Below are 12,139 nucleotides of genomic sequence, written 5' to 3' on the forward strand. Positions count from 1 at the left end.
GTTGCAACAGATTTAACTTTCTAAATAAAAATTACTTTTATAACCGTTAAACCACTTAAATACTCTGATGAATATCTAGAGTTGTCAATAGACTGGCTGCCATGAAGGGGAAAGTTATATTATGTCCGGCAAATTACTTGTGATATGTCATTGCAAATGAAGTGAAGCCGCAATGCTTTTTGGATTTAGACGTTTCAAACAAGTGGCTTATTTACGCCTTTTGTTCCCATAAGTTGAACAATGGCTGCAATTAATTCTTCTAGATTATAAGGCTTGGGTAAATGCATCTGAAATCCAGCTTTTAATGCTTCTTGCTGGTCATCGTTTCTAGCAAAAGCCGTCAAAGCAATAGCTGGAATTTGTCCACCTTGTTCTGGTGTCCAAGTTCTCAATTGACGTATTAACATATAGCCATCCATATCGGGCATACTAATATCGCTGACTAACACATCTGGCTTTACCTCTGCTAGGGTTTGTAATGCTTCATAAGCGGAAGATAAAGCAATAACAAAAGCCCCATCTTGCTCTAATATAAAAGCAGCAAAATCTAGCGAATCAGGATCATCATCGACAACTAAAACCCGAACACCATTGAGGGGTAAAGACTTAGGAGTTAATGATACAGGGTAGTTTTGTTCATTCGTCAGACTTGGGCTTTCATCTTGTAGAAGCGGCAAACTAACAGTAAATGTTGCCCCTTTGTCCTCGCCGTGGCTATGTGCTTTGACAATGCCGCCATGTATCTCGATGATATTACGCACAATTGCCAATCCCAGTCCTAATCCACCAAAATTTCTCGTAGAGGTGCTATCTGCTTGGCGGAAGTAATCAAACACGAATGGCAAAAATTCAGCGCTAACTCCCTTACCTGTATCGCTAACTATGATTTGAGCATAGCCATCATCTTGCTTTAGTCGTACTTCTATCTTTCCTCCCTTGGGTGTAAATTTGACAGCGTTAGAAAGGAGATTCCAGACGACTTGCTGCAAACGAGTGGAGTCACCCATAACTTCCCCCATTACGGGTTCAAATACTGTACTCACCTCAATCAACTTTGCTTCTGCTGCTAAACGCATTGTCTGTAGTGCGGATAAAATCGTAGACTCTAGATTAATCTCCCTAATATCTAGCGTCAGTTTGCCTTGTAAAATTTTAGAGATATCTAGCAAGTCTTCAATGAGTTGAACCTGTAAGGTGGCATTCCGCTCGATTATGGCTAGTGCTTCAGATGTCTTTGCTTGGTTTAACCTGCCGGTTTGCAACAACTTTGACCAGCCGAGAATTGCGTTTAGTGGAGTACGTAGTTCGTGAGACAGGACGGCTAGAAATTCATCTTTAATTCGATTAGCTGTTTCTGCTTTAGCTCGTGCTACTTGTTCTAATTCCAGCAGGTGTGCCCGTTCTTCAAGTATTTGTTTTTGTTCGTGGATATCTGTACATGTTCCAAACCACTTTACTACAATACCTTGCTCATCTTTGAGTGGTAAACCTCGCGCTAGCTGCCAACGATAGCAGCCATCAGAAGCCCGTTTAAAGCGATATTCATTGTTATATATAGTGCTATTTTTTACAGCATTAGACCAAACTTCATCAGCATTTTGGATATCATCTGGATGCAATGCAGCCAACCAACCAGAACCCAAGGATTGCTCTAATGTTAGCCCAGTGTATTCGCACCAATTTTGATTAAAAAAATTGCATTCACCGTTAGGATTGGTTGTCCATACAAGTTGAGGAATTGCCTCAGCCAAGTAACGGTAGCGTTCTTCGCTTTGTCGAAGAATTTCTAAAATACGTTGGCGTTCAAGGATTTCTTGTTGTAATTGCTCATTAGCCTTAGTAATTTCATTGGTGCGAACAGCAACCATTTCTTCGAGATGATTCTGATATTTTCGCAGTTCCTCTTCTACCCGTAACCGTTCGGCTATTTGTGTTTGAAGTTCTTGATTCGCTTGTTCTGACTGAACTGGGCTAGGAAGTGCTAATGCTAGCGGAACTAGAGGTATAAGTTGTACTGCTGTAATTAGAGAAATTATTGCAGTTACTGCTTTGACAAACCCCGACACCCAATAGGTTGGATGCCAAAGCGTCCAAATCTCTATTAAATGAGTGGTGCCACAAGCTACGATAAATGTACTAAACAGGAGAAAAATCTAATCAAAGGGCAAATCCTGCCGCTTGCGGACAAAGTAGAAGAGGGTAGCTGGAATCGAGTAATAAGCTAGTGCTATAAATGCATCAGATAATATGTGTAACCAAACTAAATTAGTTTGCCATAGATAGCAGTGTCCATGTGGAATAAATGAGTCTGATGTAAAAAAATTAGTCCATAATTCTGATATAATTTTTAACATAAACACTTGATTTTTTTAATTTATACAATTTACTAATAATTTTTTTAATTAGTCCAAGTTGTTCGCACATTTTAAATTTACTATTATCCTGTCTTAAGATAGGAATAAAATAATGAGTTACTTAAAAAAATTACTTTGATAAAGAGTTAAGCTGTACCTAATACGCTTAGGTTAAGCAAAGCGCAACCCAACAAAGCCCCAGAAAAGTTGGGTTTTGTTTCTCAAACTCCACTTGCTACCCTTCTCCTAACAAAGACGCTGTTTGCGAACGGGAACGCTAAGAGCGAACAAGTCAGGAAACTGCAAGGGCGCAGTGGCTCCCCAACCTACACAATTTAAGGTTTTTAGCGCTAACTGAACTGTATTGGGACATAATTAGGGCAAACACTAGTAAATTCCAAAACAAAACCCATTCTCCCCATCATGAGGGGAATGGTAAAAAAATTAGGAGACGGAACAAGAAAATTTAGTCTTCGTAATTCTGAGTTAACTTATAGATTTACTTGACTGATCACTCATTTTATCTAAAAGTTCAGTGATTTTTTTAGCTTTTTCAGGTTGGCGTTGTTTTTGCAATAAATCTTTAGCTTGTCGCAAATTAATTTTAGCTTCCTCTTCTTGCTCTTGCTGTATGAGAATATTTGCCAGACGCAAGTAAGCGTCAGGATTTTTTGGACTGCGGCGAATCACTTCCCTGAATAATTCTGTTGCTTCTTCTATTTGACCTTGTTGGTTTAAAACATCTCCCAAAAACAAGCGCACCACATCATTAGTAGAATTGAGGGAAATCACCTTACGAAATGCTGCTTCTGCACCTTGGTAATCTTTGGCTTGAGAAAGATTAATTCCTTTTTGAAATAAGTCTGAGGTAATCAAAGTTTTCCAAGCAAAATAGCCAAGAATTGACAGACTAAGAACAACTACAACGGCAGCGATAATAGAACTAGTAGGAAAGGTTTCTAGCATTGTCTAAGCCAAAAGACAGGCGATAGGAAAAATTAGATATTCAATAAAAAATAGTTTCCAGATAAATTGGTAAAATTGAGCGATCGCACTTTTATCTTGTAAGTCTACTGCCAAACTCCGCAACCACATCCAAACTAGCAGCGCTAAATGAGTAATTACCAGAAATATGGGGTTAATTGAGTCTACACGTAGCACACCAACTGAAATCATCCCAATATAGCAGGCAGTTATCACCCAAAGAGCTAGATTAAACACAGCTTGCGAACCGAGTTTGATAGTGAAAGTAGAGATATTATAGAGGCGATCGCCTTCCATATCGGGTATATCTTTAAAGATTGCGATCGCAAAGGTAAACACCAAGATAAATAACGTCAGCGCCCACACCACGGGCGGAATTACTTGGCTTTGTTTCAGCACCCAAGTATAGTGCAAATACAACCCTAAATTAACAATCGTGCCACGCACCGAAAAAATGCACAGCGCTGCCCAAAATGGGAACTGTTTCAAGCGAATTGGCGGTAAAGAATAAGCAGTACCAATGGCCAAACTAATTGCTACCATGCCAAATAAGAATGGCCCAGTTAGCCACGCTACAACTAGCGCCAAAATCCCAGTTAAAGCAACAATTAATTGCCCCGTCTGTTGGGAAAACTCACCTGATGCCAACGGTAAATGAGGCTTATTAATTTTGTCAATATCAACATCTTCTAATTGATTTAGCCCCACAATGTAGACATTGCCACACAGACAAGCAATCCATGCACCTAAGACAGGGAGGAGCCACTGCGGTCTTGGGGTCTCCCCAAGTCGAGCAAGTGGCGTTAGGGAATGGGGAATAGGCTTGCCGTGAGCGTAGTCGAACGGGAATAGGGAATCAGTACTATTACTAATTGCAATGGCAATAAAATACAAACCTAACACACTCAGACTTGTACCAATAATCGTGTGAGGGCGAGAGAATTTCCAGAAAGCGTATAACCAATGGAAATATGATTGAACGGGTTTGCGTGGCAAAGGGCTGTTTTGAAAACTCTGGCTCATGAGTACCTTAGATTAAGTATCCGGCTTATTGTTAACCCTGACTTTTCATAGGATTTAGAAAACCTCACCACGGAGGCAGAGGGGAAGGGGACTGGGGGTTAGCTTTCGCGTTAACAAAGTTTGGGGGTTTAAGTCCCCTGCCTTTACAGGCAGAACGTTTTGATGCCTAAATCTAAATCCTCGTCACAAAACGTAATTGCGTAAAGCCTGCGGCATAGCTGCGCTTAGAGCACAGTGTTAGCGAGGTACGAGCGTCATTGCGAACTTGTACTGAGCTTGTCCTGAGCGTAGTCGTTGGCGCAGCCTCTCGTAGAGAAGGGCGTAGCCGTAAAGCCTGCGGCATAGCTACGCTTAGGGCGTAGTCTAAGAAGAGAAGTATTGCGTTAGCCAAGCGGGGCGAAGCAAGAGTGCGAATTGCGAATTGGTTTAATTTTTCCACATGACCTAAAATTGTCAGATTGTTAACCATTGTTACAGAATTTGGTCATTAACAAGAGCCAAAGCTTTGGGCGCACTTTATTTTTTCAGGGAAGTAGTGGCGGCTTAAACCCTTGCCACAGACCGTCTTCATGCTAATCAAGAGAATCAATTTACCTGATGAAATCAGGCTCTATCGCGAAAAAATCGACAACTAAACATGAAAATATCTTTTCCTGATTCTTTTCTGCTATTCTCCATAACGGTACAATCTATCAGAAAAGCAAATAAATAGTTAAATTATGACAGCTAATTTGACATCTAAAGCGACATTTGACTTTGTAAGTGTGCTATCCCAAGCTGCGGCTGCGTATAGAGGAGAGAGAGACACACTCCCTAGTGCTGAAATATTAGTAAATGCGTTGCTACAAGCAGAAAAATCTGCCAAGCAAGAAGGGTTAACTTATCCGTTTGAGTCTCTTCTGGGCAAATGGCAACTTTGCTTTGCCACTGGCACTAAGAAAGTCAGAGAGCGAGGCACAAATGTATTAGGTAAGGGTTTGTATGTACCCAAGTTTATGAGAGTCAATGTTTCCTTTAATGCCACTTTGGCACAGGATTCAGACAGGGACGAAATTAGTAATCAAGTTGAGTTTGGCCCAGTTTTATTGAACCTCACGGGGCCAGTGCAATATTTAAGTAAAAAAAATTTATTGGCGTTTGACTTTAACCAGATGCTTATTAGTCTGTTTGGTCGTGTTGTTTATAACAGACCAATGCGTTCTGGTAAAGTTAAAACAGAAGATTTCTATAACCAGCCCGTAGCTAAACTACCTTTCTTTGGCTTCTTTTTGGTAACGGAAGATTTTATTGCAGCTCGTGGTCGTGGCGGCGGATTGGCATTTTGGATTCGAGAAACTTAAAGACAGTGGATTTCAAATTTGCATTAACCATCAAACTGGACGACAACTAAACAAAATACTGTGCATCTTCACTACTTGTCCAATAACTGCGATCGCAGGCGCACCAAATCCAGTTTGCTCTACTTGCTCTACAATTGTCTCTAAAGTACCAATCAATTCTTCTTGTTCTGGGCGTGTACCCCAGCGCACCAAAGCAATGGGCGTTTCTAAATTCAACCCACCCGCACTTAACTGTTCCACAATATAAGCCAGATTGTGAATTCCCATATAAATTACAATGGTTTCGGAACCGTGCGCGATCGCATTCCAATTAACTTGCGGTCTATACTTACCCGTCGCTTCATGACCAGTTACAAATGTCACTGACGAACTATACAGCCGATGCGTCAAAGGAATACCTGAGTATGCGGCGGCTGCAATTCCCGAAGTGATACCTGGCACAACTTCTGTTTGTATTCCAGCGTTAACTAATTCTTCCATCTCTTCGCCACCGCGACCAAAAATAAAAGGATCGCCACCCTTTAAGCGCACTACAATTGCATTATCCTGCGCTTTCTCAATCAGCAATTGAGTCGTTTCTTCTTGGAATAGCGAATGTTTCCCCCTTCGTTTACCAGCATTAATTTGTTCGGCTTGGGGATTAATCATTGCCAAAATTGCCGGACTCACCAAGGCATCATAGATGACTACATCTGCACATTCCAACAAACCTTTCGCCTTCAAGGTAATTAGTCCTGGATCTCCTGGCCCTGCACCGATTAAATAAACCTTTCCCAAATACTTTTCATCCTGTTTTTCTGTGCGGTTCATTTATCTGTTAAATCCCAAATTATCTCGGCTAATTCTGCACTTGCTCCTAGTGGCTCTGCCAACTGGAAATTCACCGCAGAAAATTGTAATTTTAGCTCGTCTATTGAGGCTGCGATCGCATCGGTTATTCCACCAGCAAATAAAAAGTATGGCAGAATTGCAATTTCTTTATAACCAGCAATTACCAACTCTTTCACCCGTGATTCTAAACTACCAGGGACAGCCCAATAAGCAGCCACAGCTGACAAACTCGCCGCCATTGCTTCGACAGTTTCTTGAGAACCTGGGCGACGGCTACCATGAGCTAAGAGAATCCATGCTTCTGCTTTTATAGCAGCTATTTGCTTTACCAACAATTTCTCTAAATTGGGGTGAGAGCCTAAATATGGTTGCAATTCAATCATGATATCCTGACCAATAGCCTGTTGTGCTAGTGATACTTCGGCGGGAATATCTGTCATCACATGGACTCCCGGCAGCAGAAATAGCGGTACAATTTTGAGGCGATTCTCGTTTTGAGATAGTTTGCCATCGCCAAAAGCACTCTTGGCAAATTCTTGAATCTGCTCATGTAAAGACTGAGGATTCATTTCCAAAGCAGCTATACCAACCTGATGTGCACTATTTAATGTGTTGTGGTTTTCTGACAATTTGTTGCATACCAGCTTTGCTAGTTGCTGCATAGCAATTTCTGGGCGGCGATCGCGGCTTCCGTGAGATACTAGCAGATAGGCAGATGACATCGGCAAAGCTTGAACTCTCAGTGACTAATTATCATATTTTACTTAATATTAAGCTGGTGGTAATAGTTACTCTGGTGATTATTGAAATTATTATCAATTACTAAATAGAAGTATTCTCAATTACTTTTATAGGTAACTCTAAAAATTAAATTGACTATCAACTTCTGCTTCCCCTGCTTTCCTTGTCCTTACTCTTTTTCGGCAGTGTAAGTATAAAATTGATCAAAAGCTCCTACAGTTTCAAATTTGTAAGAAGGTAGCCAAGAGTTTATTTTTAAATCTGTACGGTAAATGCTAAAAATAATATAATTTTGTCTTTCTGTAGTCCTGGCAATAATTTCTTGGATTTGCGGGCTAGCTGAGTCAACCAACTTATCACAATTAAAACGGATTAAATTTTCTATAATATTGGTAGTTTTTTTGCATACATCGGTTTTTAAGTATTCTGTCAGCCGTTGCACTGCATATTCTTCATACTCAACCTGACTGGGATTGGTGTTCGCCATTGTTACACCCAAGGCGGCGAGTCCTGCTGCTGCACCAGTATATGCAATGATCGTTAAGGGTTTCATATTTGCCAAAAGTTCATTATAATTGCTTAGATTCCAGAGACTCTAAATCAACTGAGTCCGTTCCTTAAAGAAAAACTCTTGATCGCTTGCCAAATTATTGCTATAATTCAAATTGTAGAATGGCGAGCGTAGCCAAGTGGTTAAGGCAGTGGTTTGTGGTACCACCATTCGTGGGTTCGAGTCCCATCGTTCGCCCTATGTAATTTAATAGCGATCCATAAGTTCCTATATAAGATGGGTTGTAGTTCTGAAGATTCATAACCATTACTTTAGCAACGATCTGCCATCTACAAGTTTGTGGATTTGGAAGGGTCGCAAACCCACTATTACTCATCAGAGTAGCTTATAGATTAGCTTTATGGACAAAAAGTGCAATTGACGACTTAAATCGTTATTACGATTTTATTAGACTTAATAATGCTGATGCAGCAGTACACGCAGTGCAAGCAATTGTCTCTTCAAGAGAGAGTCTACAGCAAAATACTCGTCAAGGCGTGATTGCAGATAAAATAGCAGCATTGAGACAACTTGTCGTTTCTTTTAGCAAATACGGTTTTATAATTAACTACATTATTCTTAAGGATAAAGTTGTTATTTTATGCGTCTATCACGGGCAAGAGAATAAACTTCGTTAGTATTAATTTTCTCAAAGGATAAACTATTAACTTTTGTGTCAAAATTTGAAAAATAAATAATAGCAATACAATTACTTGTTAACCAAATTACGAAAAGTTCAGCTACAATCAAAGTCGTAAAATAGCTCATCTATATTTACTATAAAAATCAATATAGGAATCGTATTTGATTTTTGAAATTATCTACGTGGTGCGCGTTCGCGTTGGCGAACGCGAGTAGCGTGTCGCAGACAAGCCTCTGTGTAAAGAGAAGCGTCTCGCATAGAAGCGCAGTGCAACCGCCATAGGCGGGAAGTGGGGAATAGGGAATTAGGCTTTTCGAGTTGTATCGAGCTTTTTCAAAAATCAAATATTAGTCCTATATTAATACCCTAGAAGAATTTAAAAAAGTATTGATTTACAAGTATTGCAGAGCTTGAAATGCTAAATATTGGCATTATCAGTGTGCTGATAATCAGATGCACGTAAATAAAGTGATACAGTAAAGATTAGCTCAAGCAGTTGAGGGTGTGAAATGTTGTGCCCTACGATAATTATGCAGTTCTTTACTAACCTTTATCAAAAGAAACAAAAATTGTATTCCTTTAGTTAGAGCCAAAAATACTGAGTCATAGATACTTTAGGTAAAGAAGAACACGATTTAAGTATCTGCTGAAAAGTTGATATTTGTAGATACACAGATAAATACAATTTATCTGTGTTATTTCGTATTTATATTTTGTTTAACAAAAGGTTGAGGCTTATTTGTCTGGCCTAGAAAGTCAACAATGCAAACATCATCATCTAGTGGAGTTGCCATGTCTGAATTGCTTCAAGCAGTCTTAGATAGTGAAGAAAAAAGTGATTTGCGTTCCTTTATTAGTGAATTACGCCAACAAGAAAAGAAGTACTTGCTGCGGAATGACATCCTTAATGTATATAGTGAGTATTGCTCAAAGTCCCAGAAACCGGAGGCTTATTACACTTCTTCAGAGTTAGGCAAACTGATTTACTATACTCAAGAAATTATTCAGGAGGACTCAAAGTTTTGCTTCATCATCCGTTCTAAGATTGCCAGCCAAGAAGTTTATTGGTTAACATCAGACTTAAGCATTGAGCCGATGACGGTGCAGGATTTGCTCGATTTGCGCGATCGCTTGGTGAACAAATATCATCCTAACGAGGGCGACCTGCTAGAATTGGACTTCGGCCCGTTTTATGATTACACCCCAGTCATCCGCGACCCCAAAAATATTGGTAAAGGGGTACAATTTCTCAACCGCTATCTTTCCAGCAAAATATTTCAAGATTCTAAACAATTGTTGGACAGCTTATTGAATTTCTTGCGGCTGCATCACTACAACGGTATTCAACTGCTGCTCAACGATCGCATTCAATCACAGCACCAACTTTCCGAGCAAGTTAAGAAAGCTATTGGTTTTGTTAATAATCGCCCCGAAGATGAACCCTACGAACAACTCCGGTTCCAATTGCAGTCAATGGGTTTTGAGCCGGGTTGGGGTAACACCGCAGGGCGAGTGCGTGAAACTCTAAATATTCTCGATGAATTGATTGATTCTGCCGATCCTCAGACCTTAGAAGCATTCATTTCTCGTGTGCCGATGATTTTTAGAATTGTCTTGGTGTCGGCTCACGGTTGGTTTGGGCAAGAGGGAGTTTTAGGGCGTCCCGATACTGGCGGTCAGGTAGTTTACGTGCTTGACCAGGCAAAGAGCCTAGAGAAGCAGCTACAAGAAGATGTCCTGCTTGCAGGTTTAGAGAAATTGAATGTCGAGCCAAAGGTAATTATTCTTACCCGCTTGATTCCCAATAGTGATGGCACTCTATGTAATCAACGGCTAGAAAAAGTCCACGATACTGAAAATGCCTGGATTTTGCGAGTCCCTTTACGGGAATTTAATCCTAACATGACTCAAAACTGGATTTCCCGGTTTGAGTTTTGGCCTTATCTAGAAACTTTCGCCATTGATTCCGAAAGAGAACTACGGGCAGAATTTCACGGCACACCTGACTTAATAGTTGGAAACTATACTGATGGGAATTTAGTAGCATTCTTGCTGGCGCGACGGCTGAAAGTTACTCAATGCAATGTTGCCCATGCTTTAGAAAAATCTAAATACTTGTTCAGTAACCTCTACTGGCAAGAATTAGAAGATAAATATCATTTTTCCTTGCAATTCACAGCTGATTTGATTGCGATGAATGCTGCCAATTTTGTGATTAGCAGCACCTACCAAGAAATTGTCGGAACACCGGATAGTGTCGGACAGTACGAGTCTTATAAGTGCTTCACCATGCCGGAGTTGTATCATGTTACCAATGGCATTGAATTATTTAGTCCCAAATTTAATGTCGTACCGCCTGGAGTAAACGAAAATAATTACTTCCCCTACACTCGGAATAAAGACCGCGTAGAGAGCGATCGCCAACGCCTTGCAGAAATGCTCTTTACTCTGGAAGATTCCACGCAAATCTTTGGCAAACTCGACGATCCGAACAAACGCCCTCTCTTCTCAATGGCGCGTCTTGACCACATCAAAAACCTCACAGGTTTAGCTGAATGTTATGGTCAAAGTAAAGAGTTACAAGAGCATTGCAACTTAATTTTAGTAGCAGGTAAATTACGCGTCGAAGAATCAGATGACAACGAAGAACGCAACGAAATTATTAAACTCTACCAAATAATTGACAAGTACAATCTCCACGGTAAAATTCGTTGGTTGGGTGTGCGTCTCTCCAAAACCGATTCCGGTGAAATTTACCGAGTTATTGGCGATCATCAGGGAATTTTTGTACAACCAGCTTTATTTGAAGCTTTTGGGTTGACAATTTTAGAGGCGATGGTTTCAGGATTACCAACTTTTGCCACACAGTTTGGTGGGCCATTAGAGATTATTCAAAATAAGGTTAATGGTTTTTTAATTAACCCAACAAATTTAGAGGAAACAGCCACAAAAATTGTGGATTTTATCACAAAATGCGAGCAAAATCCTAACTATTGGAATGAAATTTCGCAGCGAGGAATTGACCGAGTTTACAGCACCTATACTTGGAAAATTCACACTAGCAAGTTGTTATCATTAGCACGGATTTATGGCTTTTGGAACTTTAACTCCAAGGAGAATCGGGAAGATTTGTTACGTTATCTTGAGGCTTTGTTCTATTTAATTTACAAACCGAGAGCGCAACAGCTATTAGAGCAGCACAAGTACCGATAATAAATTAGAAAGGGTATGTTGTATATTTAACTCAATACACTTTGATTAAGGATTTTTGGTATGTAGAGACGTTGCATTGCAACGTCTCTACATGCGCCTACCCATAATATATTGTCAACAAGCAAGATTTAATGCTAATATATCAGAAATAAATCATTGATAAAATTTGATCACCTTAGCTAGATAAGCTAAATCAGAATTACTATTAAGGTCTATTTGTGAAATAAGCAGCCCAAAAGCTTAAAAATCAGGAAACCATTTCATCAGCGATCTGACCAGTGACAGCATTTCAATCAATGGTTAACGCGTCTTGAAAATATCAGCGACAGTAACGTTTGAACACAATATATCGCCATTAACAGACAGTAAACAATGTTACTTATTTACTCCATATTCTAGAAAAATTTTAGCATTATTACTAATTTACAAAAGTTATTTTTTCTTAAATTTCACAAATGAA

Annotated in this window: 8 protein-coding genes, 1 tRNA gene and 1 pseudogene; 4 read left to right on the forward strand and 6 right to left on the reverse strand. The window is 39.8% G+C overall.

Annotated features, from left to right (window positions below; genetic code table 11):
- Positions 1–194: 194 nt before the first annotated feature.
- From V7L20_RS02530 to V7L20_RS02540, 3 genes and pseudogenes are all read right to left on the reverse strand, one after another.
- Positions 195–2,342, reverse strand: a pseudogene (locus V7L20_RS02530) (ATP-binding protein).
- A gap of 498 nt (positions 2,343–2,840) precedes the next feature.
- Positions 2,841–3,320 carry a tetratricopeptide repeat protein gene (locus tag V7L20_RS02535; protein WP_334742554.1) on the reverse strand — a complete coding sequence of 160 codons (480 nt, stop codon included), beginning with the start codon at positions 3,318–3,320 and terminating at the stop codon, positions 2,841–2,843.
- A gap of 3 nt (positions 3,321–3,323) precedes the next feature.
- Complete coding sequence (locus V7L20_RS02540) at positions 3,324–4,361, reverse strand: homogentisate phytyltransferase (protein ID WP_334742555.1); 1,038 nt, start codon at positions 4,359–4,361, stop codon at positions 3,324–3,326.
- Between the two features lie 719 nt (positions 4,362–5,080).
- On the opposite strand from V7L20_RS02540, the gene V7L20_RS02545 reads away from it, so the two are divergent.
- Entirely contained in the window at positions 5,081–5,701 is a 621-nt protein-coding gene (locus V7L20_RS02545) for a hypothetical protein (RefSeq protein WP_334742556.1), read from the forward strand.
- Between the two features lie 30 nt (positions 5,702–5,731).
- On the opposite strand, the gene cobA is transcribed toward V7L20_RS02545, so the two are convergent.
- The 3 genes from cobA to V7L20_RS02560 form a co-directional block, all read right to left on the reverse strand.
- The gene (gene cobA / locus V7L20_RS02550; protein ID WP_334742557.1) at positions 5,732–6,511 is read right to left on the reverse strand and encodes a uroporphyrinogen-III C-methyltransferase; all 780 of its coding nucleotides are present in this window, start codon (positions 6,509–6,511) and stop codon (positions 5,732–5,734) included.
- Positions 6,508–7,254 (reverse strand): sirohydrochlorin chelatase, encoded by a 747-nt coding sequence (locus tag V7L20_RS02555; protein ID WP_334742558.1) that lies wholly within the window; start codon positions 7,252–7,254, stop codon positions 6,508–6,510. Before V7L20_RS02555 ends, cobA begins: the two co-directional genes overlap by 4 nt.
- A gap of 188 nt (positions 7,255–7,442) precedes the next feature.
- The gene (locus V7L20_RS02560; protein ID WP_334742559.1) at positions 7,443–7,826 is read right to left on the reverse strand and encodes a DUF4359 domain-containing protein; all 384 of its coding nucleotides are present in this window, start codon (positions 7,824–7,826) and stop codon (positions 7,443–7,445) included.
- 122 nt (positions 7,827–7,948) lie between these two features.
- On the opposite strand from V7L20_RS02560, the gene V7L20_RS02565 reads away from it, so the two are divergent.
- From V7L20_RS02565 to V7L20_RS02575, 3 genes are all read left to right on the forward strand, one after another.
- Positions 7,949–8,021 (forward strand) — tRNA-His (locus tag V7L20_RS02565).
- A 137-nt stretch (positions 8,022–8,158) separates the two neighbouring features.
- The gene (locus V7L20_RS02570; protein WP_334742581.1) at positions 8,159–8,461 is read left to right on the forward strand and encodes a type II toxin-antitoxin system RelE/ParE family toxin; all 303 of its coding nucleotides are present in this window, start codon (positions 8,159–8,161) and stop codon (positions 8,459–8,461) included.
- Between the two features lie 797 nt (positions 8,462–9,258).
- Positions 9,259–11,679, forward strand: a complete 2,421-nt coding sequence (locus V7L20_RS02575; RefSeq protein WP_334742582.1) for a sucrose synthase — start codon at positions 9,259–9,261, stop codon at positions 11,677–11,679.
- Positions 11,680–12,139 lie beyond the last annotated feature (460 nt).

The sequence above is a fragment of the Nostoc sp. genome, from assembly GCF_036916735.1.
Classification (GTDB): domain Bacteria; phylum Cyanobacteriota; class Cyanobacteriia; order Cyanobacteriales; family Nostocaceae; genus Nostoc.

What these genes read in the sequence shown, in the direction of transcription:
- V7L20_RS02535 (WP_334742554.1), bottom strand. Translation starts at nt 3,320, where the DNA reads ATGCTAGAAACCTTTCCTACTAGTTCTATTATCGCTGCCGTTGTAGTT.
- V7L20_RS02540 (WP_334742555.1), bottom strand. Translation starts at nt 4,361, where the DNA reads ATGAGCCAGAGTTTTCAAAACAGCCCTTTGCCACGCAAACCCGTTCAA.
- V7L20_RS02545 (WP_334742556.1), top strand. Translation starts at nt 5,081, where the DNA reads ATGACAGCTAATTTGACATCTAAAGCGACATTTGACTTTGTAAGTGTG.
- cobA (WP_334742557.1), bottom strand. Translation starts at nt 6,511, where the DNA reads ATGAACCGCACAGAAAAACAGGATGAAAAGTATTTGGGAAAGGTTTAT.
- V7L20_RS02555 (WP_334742558.1), bottom strand. Translation starts at nt 7,254, where the DNA reads ATGTCATCTGCCTATCTGCTAGTATCTCACGGAAGCCGCGATCGCCGC.
- V7L20_RS02560 (WP_334742559.1), bottom strand. Translation starts at nt 7,826, where the DNA reads ATGAAACCCTTAACGATCATTGCATATACTGGTGCAGCAGCAGGACTC.
- V7L20_RS02575 (WP_334742582.1), top strand. Translation starts at nt 9,259, where the DNA reads ATGTCTGAATTGCTTCAAGCAGTCTTAGATAGTGAAGAAAAAAGTGAT.